At 37.8% G+C, this 21932-nt stretch carries 20 protein-coding genes, 1 tRNA gene and 1 pseudogene; 14 read left to right on the top strand and 8 right to left on the bottom strand.

The annotated features are described in order from the left end of the window. Window positions 1-3: 3 nt before the first annotated feature. The 3 genes from Aru01_RS06830 (at window position 4) to Aru01_RS06820 (ending at window position 3840) form a co-directional block, all read left to right on the top strand. Window positions 4-1233 (top strand): MFS transporter, encoded by a 1230-nt coding sequence (locus Aru01_RS06830; protein WP_016655686.1) that lies wholly within the window; start codon window positions 4-6, stop codon window positions 1231-1233. A 75-nt stretch (window positions 1234-1308) separates the two neighbouring features. Further along, on the top strand, window positions 1309-2433 hold the full coding sequence (locus tag Aru01_RS06825) for a siderophore-interacting protein (protein WP_016655687.1): 1125 nt from the start codon (window positions 1309-1311) through the stop codon (window positions 2431-2433). 51 nt (window positions 2434-2484) lie between these two features. Continuing rightward, on the top strand, window positions 2485-3840 hold the full coding sequence (locus Aru01_RS06820) for an MATE family efflux transporter (RefSeq protein WP_016655688.1): 1356 nt from the start codon (window positions 2485-2487) through the stop codon (window positions 3838-3840). An 83-nt stretch (window positions 3841-3923) separates the two neighbouring features. Here the strand turns inward: Aru01_RS06820 and Aru01_RS06815 are convergent. Both Aru01_RS06815 and cysS read right to left on the bottom strand, forming a co-directional pair. Beyond that, window positions 3924-3999: transfer RNA gene (locus tag Aru01_RS06815), tRNA-Gly, on the bottom strand. Window positions 4000-4061: 62 nt separating this feature from the next. Continuing rightward, window positions 4062-5483: a cysteine--tRNA ligase gene (gene cysS / locus Aru01_RS06810; protein ID WP_016655689.1), complete on the bottom strand. Its 1422-nt coding sequence runs from the start codon at window positions 5481-5483 to the stop codon at window positions 4062-4064. A gap of 201 nt (window positions 5484-5684) precedes the next feature. On the opposite strand from cysS, the gene Aru01_RS06805 reads away from it, so the two are divergent. The 8 genes from Aru01_RS06805 (at window position 5685) to Aru01_RS06770 (ending at window position 11383) form a co-directional block, all read left to right on the top strand. Then, window positions 5685-6662, top strand: coding sequence for a KpsF/GutQ family sugar-phosphate isomerase (locus tag Aru01_RS06805; RefSeq protein ID WP_040331154.1), 978 nt, complete (start codon window positions 5685-5687; stop codon window positions 6660-6662). Between the two features lie 3 nt (window positions 6663-6665). Next, window positions 6666-7205, top strand: a complete 540-nt coding sequence (locus Aru01_RS06800) for a KdsC family phosphatase (protein WP_016655691.1) — start codon at window positions 6666-6668, stop codon at window positions 7203-7205. A 39-nt stretch (window positions 7206-7244) separates the two neighbouring features. Next, window positions 7245-7790: an LPS export ABC transporter periplasmic protein LptC gene (gene lptC / locus Aru01_RS06795; protein WP_016655692.1), complete on the top strand. Its 546-nt coding sequence runs from the start codon at window positions 7245-7247 to the stop codon at window positions 7788-7790. Beyond that, window positions 7777-8343 carry a lipopolysaccharide transport periplasmic protein LptA gene (gene lptA, locus Aru01_RS06790; protein ID WP_016655693.1) on the top strand — a complete coding sequence of 189 codons (567 nt, stop codon included), beginning with the start codon at window positions 7777-7779 and terminating at the stop codon, window positions 8341-8343. Before lptC ends, lptA begins: the two co-directional genes overlap by 14 nt. Beyond that, window positions 8343-9089 carry an LPS export ABC transporter ATP-binding protein gene (gene lptB, locus Aru01_RS06785; protein ID WP_016655694.1) on the top strand — a complete coding sequence of 249 codons (747 nt, stop codon included), beginning with the start codon at window positions 8343-8345 and terminating at the stop codon, window positions 9087-9089. The genes lptA and lptB overlap by 1 nt, the downstream gene beginning before the upstream one ends. Before the next feature lie 60 nt (window positions 9090-9149). Beyond that, a complete protein-coding gene (locus Aru01_RS06780; protein ID WP_016655695.1) occupies window positions 9150-9737 on the top strand; it encodes an IMPACT family protein in 588 nt (195 codons plus the stop codon). A 9-nt stretch (window positions 9738-9746) separates the two neighbouring features. Next, entirely contained in the window at window positions 9747-10403 is a 657-nt protein-coding gene (locus tag Aru01_RS06775) for an acyltransferase (protein ID WP_016655696.1), read from the top strand. 137 nt (window positions 10404-10540) lie between these two features. Then, window positions 10541-11383, top strand: a complete 843-nt coding sequence (locus Aru01_RS06770; protein WP_016655697.1) for a universal stress protein — start codon at window positions 10541-10543, stop codon at window positions 11381-11383. 380 nt (window positions 11384-11763) lie between these two features. Here Aru01_RS06770 and Aru01_RS06765 read toward each other — a convergent pair whose 3' ends face one another. Together Aru01_RS06765 and Aru01_RS06760 are read right to left on the bottom strand one after the other, a co-directional pair. Then, a complete protein-coding gene (locus Aru01_RS06765) occupies window positions 11764-12429 on the bottom strand; it encodes an O-methyltransferase (RefSeq protein WP_016655698.1) in 666 nt (221 codons plus the stop codon). 91 nt (window positions 12430-12520) lie between these two features. Beyond that, window positions 12521-13234: a M15 family metallopeptidase domain-containing protein gene (locus Aru01_RS06760; protein ID WP_040331102.1), complete on the bottom strand. Its 714-nt coding sequence runs from the start codon at window positions 13232-13234 to the stop codon at window positions 12521-12523. 227 nt (window positions 13235-13461) lie between these two features. On the opposite strand from Aru01_RS06760, the pseudogene Aru01_RS06755 reads away from it, so the two are divergent. Then, window positions 13462-13748 (top strand): annotated as a pseudogene (locus tag Aru01_RS06755) (zinc ribbon domain-containing protein); the annotation flags it as partial. A gap of 8 nt (window positions 13749-13756) precedes the next feature. On the opposite strand, the gene fdxA reads toward Aru01_RS06755, so the two are convergent. Both fdxA and Aru01_RS06745 read right to left on the bottom strand, forming a co-directional pair. Continuing rightward, on the bottom strand, window positions 13757-14080 hold the full coding sequence (fdxA, locus tag Aru01_RS06750) for a ferredoxin FdxA (protein ID WP_004279936.1): 324 nt from the start codon (window positions 14078-14080) through the stop codon (window positions 13757-13759). Window positions 14081-14494: 414 nt separating this feature from the next. Beyond that, window positions 14495-15667, bottom strand: coding sequence for a Bcr/CflA family efflux MFS transporter (locus tag Aru01_RS06745; RefSeq protein WP_016655700.1), 1173 nt, complete (start codon window positions 15665-15667; stop codon window positions 14495-14497). A 687-nt stretch (window positions 15668-16354) separates the two neighbouring features. Here Aru01_RS06745 and Aru01_RS06740 point away from each other — a divergent pair. Next, window positions 16355-17161: a DUF481 domain-containing protein gene (locus tag Aru01_RS06740; RefSeq protein WP_228128727.1), complete on the top strand. Its 807-nt coding sequence runs from the start codon at window positions 16355-16357 to the stop codon at window positions 17159-17161. Between the two features lie 64 nt (window positions 17162-17225). Here the strand turns inward: Aru01_RS06740 and mutS are convergent, their stop codons facing one another. Both mutS and Aru01_RS06730 read right to left on the bottom strand, forming a co-directional pair. After that, a complete protein-coding gene (gene mutS / locus Aru01_RS06735) occupies window positions 17226-19850 on the bottom strand; it encodes a DNA mismatch repair protein MutS (RefSeq protein WP_016655702.1) in 2625 nt (874 codons plus the stop codon). Window positions 19851-20156: 306 nt separating this feature from the next. Beyond that, window positions 20157-21140, bottom strand: coding sequence for a hypothetical protein (locus Aru01_RS06730; RefSeq protein WP_016655703.1), 984 nt, complete (start codon window positions 21138-21140; stop codon window positions 20157-20159). A 336-nt stretch (window positions 21141-21476) separates the two neighbouring features. Between Aru01_RS06730 and Aru01_RS06725 the strand changes: the two genes are divergently transcribed. Further along, the gene (locus Aru01_RS06725; protein WP_016655704.1) at window positions 21477-21914 is read left to right on the top strand and encodes a GNAT family N-acetyltransferase; all 438 of its coding nucleotides are present in this window, start codon (window positions 21477-21479) and stop codon (window positions 21912-21914) included. Window positions 21915-21932: the final 18 nt, after the last annotated feature.

Here is a 21932-nt window from a genome sequence, read left to right as displayed (position 1 = left end):
CAAATGAATAAGACGTCAAAGCCTTGGGGCTTATTGATTAGCGCGTATACCACGCAATACATTGGTGTGGCATTTATTATGTCAGCTGCATTTGCCATTTTAAGACAAAGTGGAATAGCCCTGAATCAATTGGCGTTATTAAATCTTATTGCAATACCAATGCTGGGTAAAATTTTATATGCCCCTTTTGTCGATAGTTTTCGTTTATTTACTCAGGGGCAATACCGTAGCTGGCTCATTTTTGCACAGTTGACTATGGTGTTATTGCTGGTGCTTTGTGGTCGACTTGATATTCAAAATCAGTTTTCCATCATCTTAATTTTATTTATTGTCTACACCTTATTTATGAGTATTCAAGATGTTGCTCTTGATGGTTTAGCCAGTAAGATTTTCGAAGCACCAGAACGCCAATTTGCCAATAGTATTCAATATGCCAGCAATTTAATGGGTAATATTATTGGGGGAGGTTTGCTTTTAATCTTATATCCGTGGTTGCAGTGGGAAGGGGCGTTCAATGTTCTTGCGTTACTGACTTTAATCACTTGGGTTCAATTACTATTTTATCGCGAACCTCAGGATGTCTATAGCAATCCACATCATCATATTGCTGCGCAATTTAAAAGTATTGGTTTACAGCTTAAGGTCTTTATCTCTAAACATTGGCGTTGGTTTATCCTGTTATTTATTTACCCAATAGGCTTTACTGCTGTGTTTGGTATTTTAAATCCATTATTGGTCGATGCAAAATGGTCATTGGCAGATATTGGTTTTGCAACGAAGGTCTTTGGTTCTATCGTTGGTATATTATCCGCATTTCTTGCCACGCTATTGATCAATCGATTACAACGTAAAAAAGCATTGATCGGCTTCACTCTGATGCAAGCTTTCACCCTATTACTTTTTATCCCTTTAACCTTGGGTTATACCTCAAAACCATTGGTATATTTAGCAATTTTTGGCTATTTCATTGCAAACCCTGGGCTGATGGCAACACTTTCCACTCTGATTATGGACCGTGCTGCAACGATGCCTGCCAAAGCAACATTTTTTAGTCTGCAGCTTAGTTTAATTGTTTTTATGGGCTTTAGTTATTCGGCAATCGGCTTAAGTCTAGCTCAGTATATCGGTTATACCGCAGTCGTTATCTTGACATTTATTTGTGCTTTGGCTGTCGCGGTTTTGGTATGGAAGATTTTGCCAGCTGATGATCAGCAATCATTTACTTCATCTTAGTTATTTACTGAGATTGAATTTCTCACCTAGTTTTCATCATTCGATTCGTTTTATCTGAGATATTTAGGCAGCGTTATGAAACCATTCACCACGATTAAAGACCAAGACCGTAAGCTTGATATTATGGATCATGTGAATCAAGATCATCATAAAGAGCTACTGATCATTGCTCAGACTTATGGCAAAAACAATGCAATTCATGGGGCTTTAATTGCTGATATTTATGAAGAAGGCATTCTGCTGCATACCCAAGCACCATCCTCACCCTCTCAACAAGAATTATTTATTCAGTTTGAATTGAAAGGGGACTTAGAAGAGCAAATTTTATATTTGGCATATAACTCATTTGCCAAGCAAAAAATTGAATTTAGCAACAATGCCAAGCAGTTTTTTGAAGTCATTGAGAAAGCACAGATTAGTCCAAACATTACTCGATTGACCATTAAAAGTCAGACCGCATTTCCTGCTTATTATGCTGGATATGCTTATGGTTTTATTTTAAAAGTATTGGAAAAAGCACCAGTAGTCCCACAGAGTACAGCCACGCAAAGTGGCATCGTTAAAAATTTATTTGATCGTGGATTCTTATGGCTCATGAAGCATTTATCTGCACAGAAACGTCAAAAATTATTAGAAAATATGAACAAAGATATACGCTTATATACTTTGAGACAGGCTTTTGATTTGGACCCTGATGCGCAAGATTTACACTATGGTTATGTTGATGTCTTTACACATGGCAGTAGTCCAGGCAGTCAGTGGGTACAACAGTTGAGCAAAGGGACTTTAATCTCTAGCCGTACAGAGACTGATGATAAACACGACCATTTACATACAGGACAAGCTGTTCTCATTGCAGATGAGACTGCATTTCCTGCCCTTGCGGGTATTTTAGATTTTTGGAAAAACCCCATTCCACCCATCGTTATTTTACTCTGTGCTGATGCTGTTGATTATGCATACTTTGCGACGTATCGATTCCCTGAAAAAACGGATATCCGAAAAATCACAGTCGCCGTTGAACAACAAGGGCAAAAAACCATTGAGTTGTTGAGTACGTTTACTCACTTGGATCAGGTCTGGGGAGCTTTAGAAAATAATGCGGCGAAGCAAGTCCGTCATTATTTCCGTAATGAGCGCAAACTCACAGGAAAAAATAATCATATCAAAGGGTATTGGCGTTTAGAAAAGAAGCATTAATTCTGCACTTTACTTTCTTCCTGCTTATTTAGACTTAAAGAATTGAACCCTATGAAAATGTTAAACGATATTTGCTTACCCGTGTTAAAGCTGGCATTGCCTTTAATGTTAATACAAATTTGCCAGGCATCATTAGGCGTAATGAATACCATGGTGGCAGGTCGTTATCATTATATTGATCTGGCTGGGATTGGTTTGGGAAGTAATATATGGACCCCTGTATTTATCTTATTTACAGGTATCTTATATGTATTGGTTCCTAAAATTTCAGCCATGCAACAAGGGACATCCCAAGAAATTGGAGTACTGATTCAGCAAGGTAAAAAGGTTGCCTGTTTATTGTCTATATTTGGTTTTCTCTTGATTCATCTCTTGGCATTTTTAAGTCCGAGTATTATTGAAAATCCACAAGTTGCTTTGATTACTCAGCAGTATCTCCACTTTGTTGCTTTTGCCGTGCCAGGATTAGTGTATATGACATTATTTCGCTTTATTAGTGAAGGTCATTGTACACTGAAACCGATTATGTTGACCTATGCTATTTTATTACTCTGTGATGTTTTACTTTGTATTGTGCTGGTCAATGGTATTGGATTCGTTCCGGAAATGGGTGGGGCAGGAACAGGCTTGGCAACGGCAATAAGTGCATATATTGCTTGTTTTTGTATGTATAAATTTGTGGCTAAAGCTGTGCCTGAGCTGAAAATGAATTCTACAAGCGTAAGCTTTAGCGAAAGTTTAGCGTTATTAAAACAAGGCTTACCCATTGGTATAACTCTAGTGCTGCAAATTTTAGCTTTAGCAACACTTGCATTTTTTGCTTCACAACTGGGAGCGAAAACAATTGCGGCACATCAGATTGCCATTAATATTGCGATGTTGCTTATAATGATTCCTATTGCAATCAGTAGTGCAACCACGATTCGAATTTCTTATTTTTCAGCAATAGATCAACAACAAGGTAAAATGGCGACAGGGTTTGCTGTGGCAGTGATTACGCTGATTTATGTAAGTTTGACTTCTGGTCTGTTATTTGGCTTTTCAGCGCAAATTACCGCTTTGTTTAGCCAAGATGCAGAGGTATTACACATTGCAAATGCACTCATGGTTTTTGTGGCTATTTTCCTAATTTTTGATGCTTTACAAACGGTTGCTTCAGGAGTGTTACGAGGGTTGCAGCAGTTTATGCAGCCTCTATTTGTGATTTTATTTTGTTATTGGTTCATTATTATTCCCATGAGTTATTTTATGGGAGTGAAAGGGTGGTTACTGACAGAGGCCAATGTTAACGTGATTTGGATGGTGTTGACAGGAGGGATTTGTTTGGCTGCTATTTTATTGACCTTGCAAAGCTATCGCTATTTAACGCGTCATTCACAGCGAGATCTTTTGACTGATCCATCTTAAAATGCATTGATCCCAAGACATTTGAATATGAATAACCCCACATAAAAAAAGCCCTTATCAAAAGATAAGGGCTTTTCGTATTCTGGAGCGGGAAAGGAGACTCGAACTCCCGACCCCAACCTTGGCAAGGTTATGCTCTACCAACTGAGCTATTCCCGCAATACGTGGCATTATAGAGAATTTCATTAAACTGTCAACTCTATATGCTGCTAAGTGGTGAATTAATCAGCACGGCGCCAAACAGTACCTTGGCGGGTATCTTCTAAAACGACACCTTGGGCCAATAGTGACTGGCGAATTTCATCTGCTTTAGCAAAGTCTTTCGCTTTTTTCGCGTCTTGACGCTGTTGAATCAGGTCTGCAATATCATCTTCAGATAGGGCAAGAGCCGTTTGACCAATATCTGATTTAAGAAACTCATCAACAGGGTGCTGTACCAAACCTAAAATATCAGTCAAATGACGTAATGTCGCATAATAACTGGCTGCTTGATCAGCAGCTTGTTCTTTGATGGCACGGTTAAGTTCTTTGCTAACTTCAAACAATACGGCTAGCGCTTCAGCTGTATTAAAGTCATCACGCATAGCACTATTGAAGCGCTCAAGCAGTGCTTGATCGACCTGAGTCGTTACTTCTTCACCGTAAACCTGTTGGTAAGCTTTAAATGCATGATAGAAGCGACTAAGTGCTGTTTTTGCTTCTTTAAGTGCAACATCAGAGAAGTTTACTGGGCTGCGATAATGCGAAGAGACAATAAAATAGCGAATCACTTCAGGGTGGAATTTATCCATCACGTCACGAATAGTAAAGAAGTTGCCGAGAGACTTCGACATTTTTTCACCATCGACATTGATAAAGCCAACATGCATCCAGTAGTTTACATACTGTTCGCCTGTTGCAGCCTCACTTTGTGCAATCTCATTTTCATGGTGAGGGAAGAGTAGGTCAGAACCACCCCCATGAATATCAAAATGATTGCCTAAGCAGCAAGTCGACATTGCTGAACATTCAATATGCCAACCTGGACGACCTTTGCCCCATGGAGATGGCCAAAACGGTTCATTTTCTTTGGCATGCTTCCAAAGCACAAAGTCAAAAGGATGCTTTTTATCAACTTCTACATCTACACGATCTGAAGCACCTGCCTGCATATCATCAAGTTTACGACCTGATAGACGACCATAACGATCAAAATTTTCTACACGAAAATAAACATCGCCATTTTTTGCTGCATATGCTGCATCTTTTTCAACTAAGTCACCGATCATGCTTTGCATTTGGTCGATGTAGTCAGTTGCACGTGGTTCTTCATCAGGTGCTACACAGCCGAGATTGGCCGAATCTTCATTCATTGCCTGAATAAAGCGGGCAGTGAGCTGCTGAATAGATTCATTGTTTTCTTTTGCACGTTTGATGATCTTGTCATCAATATCTGTAATATTTCTGATATATCGAACTTTCCAACCCTGACTCCGTAGAAAACGTACGATATAGTCAAACGCAACCATGACCCGAGCATGTCCAATATGACAGTAGTCATAAACGGTCATTCCACAGACATACATGTCGATTTGACCTTCTTTGCGAGGAACAAATTCAACTTTTTTACGTTGCTCTGAGTTATAAAGGACGAATGGTTGCATGGGCATTAGATGTTTTTAACAAAGGTGCTCTATCATAGCCTAAGCACTATTATTCATAAAGTTTTATCAATAATTTTTCTATACAAATGAATTTTATACATTAAAAAAAGAGCAGGTGAGTTTTGCTATGTTAGAATGTGTCGAAAAGATTTCTATCTCTATTGTATCGAATTAAGGTTCACCATTTTGAATTTACCGCATATACAGAATCAAATAGATTTTCAAAAGGTTGCATTACAAACGTTAAGCGTTGAAGTGGATGCCTTAAATACTCTTGCAGGCCAGATTGATGAACGCTTCGATCGTGCTTGTCAGATTATTTTGCAGTGCCAAGGGCGTGTAGTTGTAACAGGCATGGGCAAGTCAGGTCATATTGGTCGTAAGATGGCAGCTACCTTTGCCTCTACAGGCACACCTTCTTTCTTTATGCATCCAGGTGAAGCCGGCCATGGTGATCTAGGAATGTTGGTGCGTGGAGATGTACTGATTGCGATTTCAAACTCAGGTAAGAGTGATGAAATTATGATGTTGATGCCACTGATCAAACACTTACAAGTTCCATTGATTAGTATCAGTGCAGATGACAGCGGGCCAATGCCTAAAAATGCTGATGTTGCCTTAACCTTGGGTGATATTAATGAAGCTTGTCCACTCGGTTTAGCACCAACTTCAAGTACAACTGCAACATTGGCTTTAGGCGATGCTTTGGCTGTGGCATTACTCGAAGCACGTGGTTTTACTGCTGATGATTTTGCTCGCTCACATCCAGCTGGGGCATTAGGCAAACGTTTATTGCTACATGTAAAACACTTAATGCATACAGGCGAAGATTTACCTAAAGTTTCTCCAGATACACCAATGAATAAAGTTTTATATGAAATTTCAAATAAACGAATGGGTGTAACCACGGTTGTTGATGAAAACAACGTATTGTTGGGAATATTTACAGATGGGGATTTACGTCGTCTAATCGATAAACAACAAGGTTTCGATGTGAACTTACCTGTTTCCTCAGTGATGACATGCAATCCGATGACGATTTCATCGGAAGCTCGTGCAGTGGAAGCATTGGAAAAAATGAACGATAAGAAAATTAGTCAATTTGTTGTTGTAGATGCAGACAATAAAGTTACTGGCGTGATTAGCATGCACGATTTGATTCAAGCTGGGGTGAGTTAAGCCATGTCTTCTTATGTATTATTAGAACAAGCACGTGATATCCAAGCTTTAGTGCTTGATGTGGATGGTATTCTCAGTGATGGTTTTGTTAGCTTGACCAATAGTGGTGATGAAATAAAATCTTTTGATATTCGCGATGGTTTAGGCATGAAACTGGTGCAAAAAGCGGGTATGAAAGTGATTATTATCACTGGGCGTAAAAGTCAAATCGTAGATAAGCGTATGGGCGATTTAGGCGTAGATCTGGTTTTTCAAGGCCGAGAAGATAAAGGTACTGCACTTAAAGAGGCATGTGCTCAGCTAAACTTACGTCCTGAAGATTGCCTATATATGGGTGATGATTGGCCAGATTTATCTGCTTTTGCTATTGCAGGTATGAAAGTGACTGTGCCGAATGGTCATGTTGAGGTTCGAAAACGCGCTGATCTTGTAACCCAAGCGATGGGGGGACGTGGAGCAGTACGTGAAGTTTGTGATATGTTATTGACTGCTAAAGATGTTTACCAAGAGTTACTTGAAAAATATTTGGCTGCCCCATATTAATCTGTCTTAAGTCTGCGCTAGGCAAGTGATCTACAATTTATGGATACACGCATACTATATACCCTTGCAGTAATTATCGCCTTGATTAGTGGGGGCTATTATTACTACAGTGGTAAAAATGAAAAACTTAAAGTGGATACAGCGCGGAATATGACTTATTCCGCTGATGCTGTTCAACTTTTACAAACAGATGAAACAGGCATTGTGAGTGTACGTGCTCAAGTAGATCATCTGGAGCAGAACTTACAGGATAAAACCTCTAAGTTAATCAATCTTAATGTGTCTATGTACCGTAATGATCAGGTCGATATAAATTTTCGTGCTGATCAAGGTAATGGCTTTAATGACAATGAAAAGGTTGTCTTAACTGGCAATGTCCGCGCTATTAAAAATAGTGTGGGAGGACAATTGAAGTTTTTTACCGATGAGCTGATAGGCTATCCAGAATTGGGTACTCTAGAGACCAAACATCAAGTACGTGTTGAGTCACCAGGTGGTCTATTCTTAAGTCAAGGATTAAAAGCAGATCTTAATCAGGGTCAATTTGATTTTTCTAATATTCGAGGAACTTATGCGCCACAATAATCATTTTAATATATTGACCCGCTTTACTCAGAAAAGTGTGTTGCTTACAACACTGGTCTGTGCATCTGCTTCAGTTTTTGCATTACAGTCTGACCGTAATCAAAGCGTTGAATTGTTAGCAGATAGCGCTACTTTCAATGATAAGACCGGTTTAATGACTTATAGTGGAAATGTTGTGATCGAGCAAGGCACCATGAAACTTCAAGCCTCTTCAGTCGTTGCTCAGTTTAATGCCAATAGACAAGTTCGTATTGTCACTGCAACGGGCTCTCCTGCTAAATTCCAGCAACAAATGGATGGCAACAAGGGTTTAGCACGTGGTGAAGCTCAAAAAATTATTTATAACACTGAAACGGGTATTCTCAATATGAGCGGCAATGCTTATCTTGATCAAAATGGTGCGAGTATCCGTAGTAATACATTGAAATATAGCATGAACAAAGGTGATGTAGAGGCGAGTGGTGGGGCAGGTTCAGGACAGAACAACGGCGGTCGTGTGAAGATTGTTATCCCACCATCCACAAACAAAACCTTCCCAGGAGCGCGTGATTAATGCAATCGAGCAATAATCCACAACGTGTTTTATGCATTAAACACTTAGGGAAAAATTACAGTAAACGCTGGGTTGTTAAAGATGTCTCTTTTAGCATGAAAAGTGGACAGATTGTCGGATTACTTGGACCGAATGGTGCAGGTAAAACGACCAGCTTTTATATGGTGGTTGGATTAGTTCGTATGGATCGTGGTGAGATTCATTTGGATGATCTTGATATTTCCGATTTAGCCATGCATGAACGTGCACGTATTGGTATTGGGTATTTACCGCAAGAAGCTTCTATTTTTAGAAAGCTGAGTATTGCTGATAATATCATGGCGATTTTGGAAACACGTAAAGACTTAAACAAGGCGCAGCGTGAACAAGAATTACAGCGTTTACTTGAAGACTTTAAAATTACACATATCCGTGACTCATTAGGTATGAGTGTATCTGGTGGTGAACGTCGCCGTGCAGAAATCGCACGGGCTTTGGCCGCAGATCCAAAATTCATGCTGCTTGATGAACCCTTTGCTGGTGTCGATCCAATTTCAGTTGGTGACATCAAAGAAATTATTCGGACACTCAAAGATCGTGATATCGGAGTTTTGATCACAGATCATAACGTGCGTGAAACATTAGCGATTTGTGAGCATGCTTATATCGTAAGTGAAGGTGCTGTAATTGCTGAAGGTACACCAGCTGAGATTCTTTCCAATGAAACGGTTCGTCGAGTGTATTTGGGTGACGATTTCGTTGTATAACCAAAAAAAGCGCGATTATATTGAGTAGTCGCGCTTTTTGCTTTTTTATATGTTGTGTTTATGCCTTTTACTTTAGATACCACTTATCGTTATGAAGAAGAAATAAAAAAAAGTCGCTTCGAAGCAATTGCTGCTCCTGTAGACAGTGAGGAGGCGGTCAAAGCTTTTCTTGCTTTACATAAAGATATCACTACGACACATCAATGTTGGGCTTGGAAGATTGGTCATCAATTACGGTTTAATGATGATGGTGAACCTTCTGGTACGGCTGGTCGACCCATTTTAGCCACCATTGAAGGGCGTGAGTTGACGAATACAATCGTCTTGGTCAATCGGTGGTATGGCGGTATCAAGTTAGGTACAGGTGGTTTGGTACGGGCTTATGGAGGCTGTGCTGGACAATGTATTTTGTTAGCAAATAAAATAGAGCTCATTGAAAAACAAGAATACACTTTTGAATGTGGCTTCGCGGAATGGCCAATTTTACAATATGAGTTAAAACAACTTGATATCGAGTATATTGAGCAGTATGTAGAGCAGGGTATTATTGTCGATCTAAAGTTACAACAAGATCAAGTTGCAAGTTTTGCATTACGTTTACAAGATGTCAGTCGCGGACGTTCCCAACTTTGCGAACCCAAAGCCTGAGTAAGTTCTATGGATCAGACCAATATGCAACCTGATACAGGTTTAGTTACAGATCAATCTGATATTTTACTTAAATACAGAGCTCAGCATCAACATCGTTTAAATTATATGCCATGGTTATATTGGCGTTTAAAAGCAAAAAATCGTGTATGGGCTGAACAATGGCAACAAGAATATCAACAATATTTAATGGAAATGGAAACAGTACATATTGGTAAAAACTGTTTTATTTCACCCTTAGCACATATTTTTGCTGAACCAGGTCGTGATATTGTCATTGGTGATAATACTTTTATTGCAGCAGACTGCACTTTACATGGTCCCTTACAAATTGGTCGTGAAGTAGCGATTAACCATCACTGTATATTAGATGGTGGGCGTAAGGGGATTATCTTGCATGACCAAGTACGAATCGCAGCCTACTGTCATCTGTATGCATTTGATCATGGCATGGCTCTTGATCAACCGATCTATCAACAAGCTGTTCGCTCACAGGGCATTGAAATTGGTCAAGATGTTTGGCTTGGCGCACATGTAGGTGTTAAAGATGGTGTAAGTATTGCAGCACATGCAGTGGTTGGTATGCAAAGTATGGTTACAAAAGATGTTGCTACGCGTGAAATCGTTGCAGGGAACCCCGCACGATTTATTCGTTATCGTGATTAAGTCCATTAAACTATATGAAAAGTATAAAATATATTGAGTTGGTGGCTAAATTATTAGACTATAGGGATGTGTGAAATTTAACCCTATAATTAGATTGTTAGAACGATACTTAAGCTTATAGCTAAGAAGAGGTGAATATGAACCGTGTAATCGCTTGTATAGATTCCTCACCCTGTATTAATGCACTTGCTGAAGCAGCTGCCTGGATAGCCACAAAAACTGGGCGCGAGTTGGTTCTGTTACAAATTTTGGATTATTACCCTGCAAGTTATCATTTGGGTGAAATTAGCGGTGTAATTGGCTTTGAAAGCAATGCCATGCTATTAAAAGAGCTTGCAGAGTTAGAGCAAAAACAAAGTGAATTGGCGCTGGATTATAGCAATACCTTATTGCAGCATATTTCTGAAATGATCACTGAAAAGTATGGGATTATTCCTAAGCAAATTCAGGAAAAAGGTGATTTTCTAGAGCAAAGTTTTAGTGTTTTAGAAACTGATGATATTGTCGTGATTGGTCGCGTTGGCGAGCAATCTGCAGAAAGAAAAAAACCGATCGGCAGTAATGTTGAAAACTTTATTCGTGGTGCAAATTGTACAGTATTGGCTGTTGGTGAAAACTTTAAAGCGCCAACACGATTTATTTTTGCCTATGAAGATTCACCAACTTGTAAGAAAATGCTTGAACGCGTTGCCAAGAGTGATTTACTTGGACATTTGCAGTGTCATCTTTTGTATGTCGGTGATCATCCTGAAATTTTGAATCATCCAAGTCAATTCTTAAAAGATGCTGGTCTAGATGTCGTGGTTGAATATCGCTACGGCGATGTTGCAGAAAATATTTTAGATTATCAGCAACAACTTCAAATTCAGTTTATTTTACTTGGAGCATTTAGCCACAGTAAAATTCATCAATTCTTCTTAGGCAGTGTGACAACAACCATCTTTAGGCACGCGACAGTACCATTATTGGTTGTTAAATAGCTTATCCATACACTCCCCTAAAAGGTGAACATCATCGTGATTTAATTAACGATTGTTCGCCTTTTTTTAATTTAATTTGTAGGATAGATCTAGTGTATACACTTAATATTTGAGCAAAGTTTTTCAACTTAATTGCACTGATTTTATGATTATTTTGAAGAAATATTAACTAAGATTTATCGGTTGTAATCGTGTTGGTTGATAAATAACCTATTGTCATAATTTATAAATAACAGTATGTTAAGTGTGATTATTGTAGTTATCCACAGTACTACAAACAACTTACGGGGATAACTCTTATCAAGTTTAGGTGGAAAAGTTGGATAAAAGTAAAATGATTTGGGGTGCTGCTTGATCGCTGTGGCAAACAGCACCTGATCTTATTTGACGATTGCGATCGCAAAGCCATCATGTCCTTTGCAACCTACAGTTTGTAGCGCTGTGCATGATAATATTTGAGGATGATTTTGCAATTTATTGTACGCAGCACGAATACCTTCAATGCTCGGTTTATGGTTAGCAGGATCAATAATATCTCCAGCACGAATCACATTATCTAAGACGATAATCGTTCCTGAATGTGAATGCTCTAAACATAGGTCTATGTATTCAGGATAACTTTGCTTATCAGCATCGATAAAAATAAAGTCAAAAGGTGCTGTGTCTGCAGGCAGCTCACGTAATACATCAGCAGCACGACCAATCTTGAGCTCTACAGGTACGGTGAGTTTGGCATTGTTAATGTTTTCTTGGCCAACAAGCGCATGGGCTTCGCGGCCTTCAATCGTCAATACATAACCATCAGCAGGTAAGGCACGTGCAAGCCACATCGTACTATATGCGGCAAAAGTGCCTAATTCCAATACACGCTTGCAGTGATTCATCTGAATCAACATTTGCAAAAGCATACCTTGGTTTGGGGCAACGGCAAGGTGTTCAGCCAAACCTTTGTCATGAGTATTCTGTACGGTTTGGCTTAAAATAGGATCTTGAGGAAGTAAATGAGATTCGATATAGGTGTCGATCTCAGACCACTGTTGTTGCATAATGACTTTCCACAATTAAAACTATATGCATTTTAATCTTTTGGCGCCAGAGTGCAATTATTAAGGTGAATTGGCATCATGCAACAGTCGTTTAAAATTGACACATTGAGCTATTGCGAGTCAGATCTGGACCCCAAGAACGATAACCTTGTGTATCTATATGGATTTGTCCAGTCGCATAAAGACCTAAGCCCATATTAAAGCTTTGTCCATACTGTGACCAAAATTGGCAAAGTTTAAACTTAGAGTTTTCAATATGTGCATAATCTTCAGCACGAGGATAAACAGGCCCGATTCGAAAATCGATTGCTGAGTTAAATAGGTGACGAGAAGATGGAGCACCACCAGCACATTGATTTAAAGTGAGATCACGATAAACTGAAGTGACTTCAAAATCAGTTAAGACTTTTGCCGCAACTAAATATTTAAACACTTTTAGCGTTGGGAGTTGGTTTTGCCAAAGCTCACGGTTAGGCACCATATATTCACTGCTATTACATTTTTCCCAAGAGCGCGCAGTTTTAAAGAGTTCAAAGCTTGGAATGATATTGCCAACGTTATTTTGTTCTAAGAAACGTTCGTATTCACGTGCACGAACCCGATTATCACCAGTTGCGAGCCAGTAATTATAAGAGGTGGGTACAGTCTTTGGTGCAAGAGGTTGCTCTATAATCACTTTTTCTTGCGGAATAGGGAGGCGGTTGTTTTGATTATTTGTTGGTGTTTTTTGTGGAGTAGTTGTACATGCAGCCAATCCAATGCTGGCAACACCAATCAATGTTAGACCTTTCAAGATTTTCATCATGTTAGATTTATAACTCATACGAAAGCAGAAGCTATTCTAGTTTAGTTTGCAAAAGGATTTAGCCTTAATTTGCAAGAAATTGTAGATTTTTATCCAATGGAGCATAAAATCTCACTGTTCAGGGTGAGGATATAAGCGACTGGTGTTAGCTACAACGCTAATGAAGTGTTTGTTATTGCTTAATATATTGTTTGATGATTGCTAACGGTATCTCCGGATACACTGTAAACACATGGCTCATGTTTGAAGAAGTCAGCGAAAGATTCACCAGCCAAACTGTTCGAGCTGTAGTGAGATCACCTCTAGCAGTACGAAAGGTAGAATAGATTTACGAATAAGCGTATGGAAATGTGAATGCGGAAGTTCCAATCGCCGGGATGTAAGCGCAGCTAAGAACATACTTCTTAGGAAACAGTGTTTCTCAGGGCATAAGCGTCTAGCAGTAGGAATCGCCCCCCGTTTAGGGGAAAAGATGTCAAGAAAAAAGACCAGCAGAAGCTGGTCTTTAGTATAGAGCCAGACTTATTTCTCAAGATATTGTAATTTGTCTGCTTTGCCATTCCACTCTTCGCGATCAGCAGGCTGATCACCAATTTGCGTGATGTTTGGCCACTTTTGTGACAAGTCTGCATTGAGTTCAATAAAGACTTCTTGACCTTCTGGCAGTTCATCTTCTGAAAAAATGGCATTGGCTGGGCATTCTGGTTCACACAAAGCGCAGTCGATACATTCGTCAGGGTTAATAACTAAAAAGTTTGGTCCTTCATAGAAGCAGTCTACAGGGCAGACTTCTACACAGTCTTGATATTTACACTTAATACAATTTTCAGTGACAACAAAGGTCATGGCGTCAGCTACCTAAAAAACGGTTCTCATTAATGGTTGGCTATTTTAGGCAAAAAAGCCACCAACTAACAATCGCTTTTACTGATAAATCATATAGATCACACTGCTATTTTGTATAACGTAGTTTTTTGAGCGAATAAAAGCTCATTATTTGGCTGTAAATTGAGCTTTTAGGCTTAGATATTCTCAATCAGACAGCTATACATGAATAAAAAATATTGTATCAAGGCTTTAGTATATTTAAAGAATAGTAAAAAAGATTTAATGCTATGGGGTTTCGAGGCAATGTGCTTAAGGCAAAATTCAAATAATCATCGAACGTTCAGTTCAAAACGTCACTTTAAAAAATATAGCATTAAAGAGTGATAGCGCTGGTGGCAATTTTATTGATCGTGATTGTAGCTGTTGAGTTCGCTATATATTAGATTTTTGAAGAAAAAAGATAGTCATAAAACATATGAGTGACATTAGACAAAAAGCAATGATTAATCCTGTCGAGGATGTAGTGTTGGCATGTGAAAAAGCTAAAAGTGAGAGTGCAGCACCAGCCATCTTTAAGGTACCTTGTAGGGCGCTTCCAATTCCAGAAATTTGTGAATGTGAATGCAAACTTAAGCCAAGTAGAAGCGGGGATGCTAAACCACATCCCAGCGCAATAAGAAAGCCATAAACCAAAAAGCAAATTATTGAAGTAATATCTAGCACTAAATTCAAAATTACAGTTGAAGCACTTATAAAACAAAGAAAAAATAGTGAGTTTTTTAAAATTTTCTCTGGGCAAATATAATTGAGTAATTTTTTTGTTAAAAACGATCCAATAACAATACCTAGGGAGTAAATAAAAAACAAATAACCATTAAGTTTAGCACTTAATCGATACTCATTTTGTATGATGAAAGGGCTCGCAGTGAAATAGCCTATGGTTATAGCAAATAAAATAGCAGAAATAACACTATAGGTAATAAATTTTGAATCTTGTAAAAGAATCTTAAAATTAGAAAAAGTATTTCTCGAACTTTTACTCGTGGTATTTGTTTCTTTTAAAGTATATTTTACAAAGAGTGTAGCTATGCTGATTAGGATCGATAATACTAAAAAATTATAATTCCATTTTAGATAGGTAGAGATATATCCACCAATTATCGGAGCAAATGCTGGTGATACTTGTGATGCCATAGAAAATATCGTTAATGCTTTGGAAAGTTCTATCTTATTTTTAAATGTATCACTTAAAATAGCTCGACTTATTACTGGGCAGCCACCCGCAGCTAAACCTGTTAATGTTCTAAGTATTGAAAGTGTTGAAAAAGACTTTGCAAAAAATGTTAAAAAATGAGCAATAGCCGCTACAGTTAAAGAGAAGATAATCACAGGTACTCGACCTTTCTTATCTGATATAGGGCCATAGATAAGTTGTGATAGAGAAAAACCCATTAAATAGTAAAATACCAGTGATTGAATTTGAGCATCAGTTACCTTAAGTACTTTAGCCATTTCGGGTAATGCGGGGTTATACAGATCAATTGATAGCAAGCCCATAATTAATATAAGACATGAGTTTATGATAATGATTTGATTAATCTTCATGAGCGCGTCTCATAATAAGGGAAATTTTCTTAATCTCTGGGTATAGTCTTTATTTGGGGTGGGATATAGTGGGAGCACTTTGCTTTTAAATATATTTGATTACTATAACTGGTGGTTCTAACGTTATAAAAATTTAAGTAAAAGTAATGTGTTGAGTTTTTAGTTTTAATGATTGTGTAAAAGCATATTTGAGATTATGTTTTGGTGGTTAATCTTTAATCAAGTTGTTTTTCATTTAGATATTCCTTTTTGTCTATCAATTTTTTATGATTGAATTGAGGGATGAATTTTTATAATCGAGAGTCATTGTGATATGTTTTTCTGGAGTTTTTAATAGATAAATATATTAAATGTGTGAGTGAAGGTAAGTTGTTTTTTTAAGACTATTTAATTTATATTTCAAGTAAAAATAATAACAAGTTTCTAAATTAATTTATTAAAATTAACTATAAATAGTTGATGAAGGTTTTTGATGCGCTGAAATCATATTGAAAATTTCTAATCGTTAATTTTTGGGAAAATTCTACTTTAGCTGAGTTCATCATTTAATGATTTTTAAAATATAGTTAAGGTTGTTTCAGAAAAAGTATTTTTAAATTTGTTGTACCAACTGGAAAAAATTTGAATAAGAATCTAAATTAACACTGCAAAGATCAACATATTACTTTTAAAATGTAGTACGAAAGAGTGAATGAGTTATCTATTGCAATGCGTAAAACGATTATGAGCCTAATGGCAATGATACCTACACTGAGTATTGCTGCTGATTTAGGACCGACTCGGACAGATGTTGGGAAGATAAGTATTAAAGAGAACCAAACTTATAGATTAGATGGTGATCTCAGTTATTTACTCAATAGCAGCCGCTCGAATGGCTCATCGACTAGCAAAGAAAATTTAGCTGCACGAATTTTATTTCAGCGCCAAACGGGTATTTGGGGGCAGGAGATCAAGGCAGAAGCAGTTTCAGCCAATGATGATAGTGATGCTGCGAAGAATGTAGAGCGTTATATGGCTTATGGAAAATTATTGCATCGCAATCCTCTGAGTTCAGAACACGTTTATCAATATCTAAAATTGCAAGGGGATAAAGATCTGCGTAGTAGTTTTGAATATCAGCTTGGAGTGACTGCAGGTGCTGGATTTGATTTATTAAAATCGGAGCAGCAAGAATTAACTGCTGAACTCGGTGCGGGTTATCGTTTTAGTAAGTTAGAAGATCAGGCTCAACATAAACATAGTGATTATAATGAGCTGATTGGTACGACAGCATTGTTTTACCAATATAAATTTAATGAAGTTGTATCTTTTCATCAAGGCTTAGGTTACGCGTACGGTGTCAAGAGTCAAACTTTGCGTAGTCGTAGTAGCATTAATGCGGGTTTGACTAAAACGATTTCAGGCTTGGTAAGTTATCAAATTAAAGACTTAAGAGCCGATGATGGAGATAGTCGTGACTCATTACTCTCGGTTGGTTTGCGCTATAGTCACTGATTAAAGTATTGAGTCAAAAATATAGCCCGTAAACGGGCTATATCATATGAAAATGTATTTTGAACTAGAGCTGAGCTTTGAGTGCGTAGAGCTGTTCAAGAGCTTGTCGAGGCGTTAAGTTGTCTACATCAAGTGCTGTTAAAGCCTCAAGTGCAGGCGAGGTTTTCTCAACTTCAATGATTTCAATCTCAGGCGTCGCTTCGACTATTGGTGCAAATAAGTCATTTTGTACTGTGGTGCTCACTTGCAATTGTTGCTGTTTCTCTAAGATTTTTAGACGTTTTTGCGCTTCTTTAATCACGGCATTTGGGATACCAGCCAACTTGGCAACCTGTAAACCATGACTCTGACTTGCTGGCCCATGCTGCACTTTGTGGAGCAAGATTAGATTGCCATTAAGTTCTTTAGCAGTGACGTGGTAGTTGTCGATACCAGTTTCATGACTGAGTTCAGTCAATTCAAAATAATGCGTTGCAAAGAGGCACAAGCATTTAATACGTTTTGTTAAATCAAGCACACAGGCCCAAGCAAGAGATAAACCATCATAGGTACTAGTACCACGCCCTACTTCATCCATCAGCACCAAAGATTGGTGTGTAGCATGATGCAAAATCTGTGAGGTTTCAGTCATTTCCACCATAAAGGTTGATTTACCTGTAGATAGATCATCAGCAGAACCAATACGGGTAAAAATTCGGTCAATAGGTCCGAGTTGAGCTGATTGAGCTGGCACGAAACTACCACAGTAGGCAAGCAAACAAATCAAAGCAGTTTGACGCATAAAGGTCGATTTACCGCCCATATTTGGACCAGTAATAATCGCCATACGATGCGCATAATCGAGTTGAGTATCGTTGGGTGTAAATGGTGTTTTATTCAATGATTCAACTACAGGGTGACGACCAGCACGAATTTGAATACCAACATCTGGGGTAAATGTTGGACGGTTCCATTGTTGTAGTCGTGCCTGATAGGCAAAATTCGCAGTCAAGTCGATTTGAGCGATCGCGCTACTCATCATCTGTAACTGAGCGATGTCTAGTCTTAGTTTTTCCAATAACTGTTCAAACAGCATTTTTTCACGTGCAAGTGCACGTGATTCACTTGAAAGGACTTTATCTTCAAAACTTTTTAGTTCAGGCGTAATGTAACGTTCAGCATTTTTAAGAGTTTGACGACGAATATAATGATCAGGTGCCTGTTCAGCTTGTGCACGGGTTAATTCAATATAGTAGCCACTCACACGGTTATAGCCAATTTTTAATGTATTAATACCTGTATTTTCACGCTCTTGTACTTCTAAATCGATGAGAAATTGTCCAGCGTGGTCACGTATTTTACGCAGTTCATCAAGTTCAGGATCAAAACCTTCAGCAATTACATTACCATCACGGAGTAATACCGGCGGGCTTTCGACAATCGCAGCCATTAGATGCTGATATAGTCCTTGGAAATCACCGAGTTCTTGATTTAACTGATTAAGATAATTTGAATGATCCAGATTGAGCATTGGTGTGATGGATTGACGTAACGCTGGAATTTGCGCGCAGGCTTGACGTAATTGAACTAAGTCACGTGGTCGAGCACTACCAAGCGCTACACGGCCTAATACACGTTCGATATCACCAATATCTTTGAGTACATCACGTACAGGTGCTTCATGATAACCTTTGACCATAGCTTCGATTGCATCTAAACGCTGGTCAAGTAATTTGGTATCACGTAATGGCTGCATAAGGGTACGGCTGAGCAAACGACCACCCATTGCAGTTTTACAGTCGTTGATGAGTTGAAATAACGATGTACCATGTTCAAATAATGGATCAACAATCTCAAGATTACGACGTGTGACAGGATCAAGTGCTATAAAATCTGTGCTTTGTTCGAGTTGAATCGAATGAATATGCGGTAAAGCTGTTTTTTGAGTTTCTTTGGCATAATGAATTAACGCTGCAGCAGCTGCTTTGGCCAAAGGCAAATGGTCAATGCCAAAGCCTGATAAACTGCCCACTTGTAACTGATCACATAGCGTTTTTTGTGCATTATTTAGATTAAAGTCAACATTTGGGCGTTTGCTAATCGGGCAGTCTAAGTATTTTTTGATTTGCTCAATAATATTTTGATCGATGAGATCTTCATCAATAATAATTTCGCTTGGCATGAGACGTGCCAATTCTAGCGCAAGGCTTTCAGCTTGATAATGTTGCTGTTGAACCTTAAACACCCCTGAACTTAGGTTAAGTAAGGCAATACCCAGTTGATTTTGTTGTAAACATAAAGCAACGAGGTGTGAGTTCTGATGGCTACCTAAAAGCGCATCATCAGTTAATGTTCCTGGGGTTAAGATTCGAACGACCGCACGTTCAACTGGGCCTTTTCCTGTGACTTCTCCTACTTGTTCACAGATCACCACTGTTTCGCCTTTTTTTACTAAGCGAGCAAGATAACCTTCAGCTGCATGATAAGGCACACCAGCCATAGGGATAGGTTCACCGTTACTTTTACCACGGTGCGTAAGGCTGATTCCTAATAATTTTACAGCTTTATGTGCATCTTGAAAAAACAGCTCATAAAAGTCACCCATACGATAAAACAACAAGGAATGTGGATGCTGCATTTTGACTTTAAGGTATTGCTGCATCATTGGTGTATGGGAAGACAGGTCAGCCACTATTTCAGTGCTATTCATGCGCATTAATTCCTTAAATCGAGATGATCAATAATTGTATTTTGAAAACTTAGCTGTCTAAGCAATACCAACAATATGGATACTTCGTTATCGAGTACCTTATAGGCGGCTATCTTAGCAAATTGAGAGTGATTCACAAAAAGGAATACGACTGAGACTGGGGAAATATTAGGCAAACTCAAGATTGCAGGTATTTGAGGTAGAGCTATATATCAAAGTTGTGATTAAAGCTTTTGATCATTCAAGCTTAGTCTTAAAAGATCGAGCTTGAATGATTAGCCTTTAACGTCAGTAAAATTTGAGATACTACTTTATATTTAAAAACTCTTGTTCTTCCTTTGTTTTGTTCATACCAAACTGATGCATTGTATCTTGAATAACAGCTAAAATAATTGCATTGTTCGACTCAAGCCGTTTATTGGCTCCCCAAGCGTATGGGTCCCAATTGTTATTAAATGATATTTGTTCAGATTTTATACGTAGATTATCCATGAATCTAATCATAAAAGCATAACCATTCAACTGGTCATCTTTAATTACTTTGGAACCATTTACATATTTTCTATTTAATAGTTCAGTCGGAAGAAGCATAGCACCATTATTTTTTTCAGATAACTCAGCTAGACGTGACCATAGGTTATTATAGTGTTCTGCATAAACTTTTAATTTGAGTTCCTCCATATTCTGAGGGAGTGGATTAGGACCTGTTACATATTTATGCCCTCCAACTCGAATTACTCGTTCAGCCCAGTTAGCACTTCCTTCTCCATACCATCCTCGTTTAAACTGAGCATAACCATACTGATATAAATGAAATAATTCATGTGAAACAATTGACCAGCTCCCTGGAAAGTCTGAAATATTATTAGTTAATTGTATAAGTAGAGCACATTTGTTTTCTTTAATTTGTGTATCGGCACGTTGAGGGATTTCGTATGCTACACCTCCTGATTCTGAAACAAGATTAATATCAATATATTCTGCAACACCTTTATATCTCTTACTTTCAAGTGGATCAGTAAAACCAAGATAGTTTAATGCTTCTCCTGCAGTTTTAGCTTGAAGTGCTACATCTTCTACATAATCGGGAATGGAGTTATTATTTAAGTCTGTTTGGTGAGGTAGTTTATCCACACTAGTTGGATTGGTTGAGTAAAAAACTCTAATTTTCCCTAATTTATAGACTTTTTCTAGGGAGTTGTAATTTTTTTTATCGATATTACATACTGATGCAGCTAAGCCAATACTTGGTATAGATAAGCAAATAGCGACTAAAATAAATTTTCTCATGAATTTCTCTTAATAGTGGAGGTAATCCTGTTCATTATTAACACAAATTTATTTTATGGAAGGCATTCGGTTAATTTTAATATTCGTTATTCTAGTTTAATTATAAGTGTGTTTTAATCAAATTAGTTAATTCTTTAAAATTTTAATGAAAAGAAATTTTATATTGAAATATAAAGTTTATAGATATAAGTTAATACTTATTATCAGTCTCGCAACCCAAGTATTCATGGATTTGATCAAACTCTAATAATATCCATTCAATCTACACATATCTTTAATTCAATCTTGACATTCATAACCGATCATAGGGCTGAATTAAGATTATAGATAATCCACATGAACATCTCCCTAAATGATATTACCCAAGACAATTATGAGGCTGTCTGTCTGCTTGATGTATACGAAGAACAAGAGGATTTTGTTGCATCAAATACATGGTCTTTAGTTGAATCTCACTACAATAGTCACTATACGGCTTTAGCCATCTATTTGGATGAAACGCCGATTGGTTTTTTTATGTGGGTTCAGGAAAAAGTTGATCAGATTGATGTCTGGCGTTTTATGATCGATAAGAAATTTCAAAAAAAAGGTATGGGGAAAAGAGCATTCGCCTTAGCTTTATTGAAGATACGTGAAAATGCAAATATTAACAAAATTGGGATTTGCTACGACCAAGAAAATACAGTTGCTAAAAAGTTTTATGCTTCATTTGGTTTTCAAGAATATGGTCTAGATGAGGATCAAGAAGAGATATTAGCAATGCTGCACTTATAAAAATATATTCAATTTATC

This window comes from Acinetobacter rudis, from assembly GCF_000829675.1.
GTDB classification, from domain to species: domain Bacteria; phylum Pseudomonadota; class Gammaproteobacteria; order Pseudomonadales; family Moraxellaceae; genus Acinetobacter; species Acinetobacter rudis.
Note: the sequence above shows the minus strand (reverse complement) of the source record. Positions and strands in the feature narration are given on the sequence as shown.

Coding starts and splice junctions, on each gene's coding strand:
- Aru01_RS06830 (WP_016655686.1), top strand. CDS start 4: ATGAATAAGACGTCAAAGCCTTGGGGCTTATTGATTAGCGCGTATACC.
- Aru01_RS06825 (WP_016655687.1), top strand. CDS start 1,309: ATGAAACCATTCACCACGATTAAAGACCAAGACCGTAAGCTTGATATT.
- Aru01_RS06820 (WP_016655688.1), top strand. CDS start 2,485: ATGAAAATGTTAAACGATATTTGCTTACCCGTGTTAAAGCTGGCATTG.
- cysS (WP_016655689.1), bottom strand. CDS start 5,483: ATGCAACCATTCGTCCTTTATAACTCAGAGCAACGTAAAAAAGTTGAA.
- Aru01_RS06800 (WP_016655691.1), top strand. CDS start 6,666: ATGTCTTCTTATGTATTATTAGAACAAGCACGTGATATCCAAGCTTTA.
- lptC (WP_016655692.1), top strand. CDS start 7,245: ATGGATACACGCATACTATATACCCTTGCAGTAATTATCGCCTTGATT.
- lptA (WP_016655693.1), top strand. CDS start 7,777: ATGCGCCACAATAATCATTTTAATATATTGACCCGCTTTACTCAGAAA.
- lptB (WP_016655694.1), top strand. CDS start 8,343: ATGCAATCGAGCAATAATCCACAACGTGTTTTATGCATTAAACACTTA.
- Aru01_RS06780 (WP_016655695.1), top strand. CDS start 9,150: ATGCCTTTTACTTTAGATACCACTTATCGTTATGAAGAAGAAATAAAA.
- Aru01_RS06775 (WP_016655696.1), top strand. CDS start 9,747: ATGGATCAGACCAATATGCAACCTGATACAGGTTTAGTTACAGATCAA.
- Aru01_RS06770 (WP_016655697.1), top strand. CDS start 10,541: ATGAACCGTGTAATCGCTTGTATAGATTCCTCACCCTGTATTAATGCA.
- Aru01_RS06765 (WP_016655698.1), bottom strand. CDS start 12,429: ATGCAACAACAGTGGTCTGAGATCGACACCTATATCGAATCTCATTTA.
- Aru01_RS06760 (WP_040331102.1), bottom strand. CDS start 13,234: ATGATGAAAATCTTGAAAGGTCTAACATTGATTGGTGTTGCCAGCATT.
- fdxA (WP_004279936.1), bottom strand. CDS start 14,080: ATGACCTTTGTTGTCACTGAAAATTGTATTAAGTGTAAATATCAAGAC.
- Aru01_RS06745 (WP_016655700.1), bottom strand. CDS start 15,667: ATGAAGATTAATCAAATCATTATCATAAACTCATGTCTTATATTAATT.
- mutS (WP_016655702.1), bottom strand. CDS start 19,850: ATGAATAGCACTGAAATAGTGGCTGACCTGTCTTCCCATACACCAATG.
- Aru01_RS06730 (WP_016655703.1), bottom strand. CDS start 21,140: ATGAGAAAATTTATTTTAGTCGCTATTTGCTTATCTATACCAAGTATT.
- Aru01_RS06725 (WP_016655704.1), top strand. CDS start 21,477: ATGAACATCTCCCTAAATGATATTACCCAAGACAATTATGAGGCTGTC.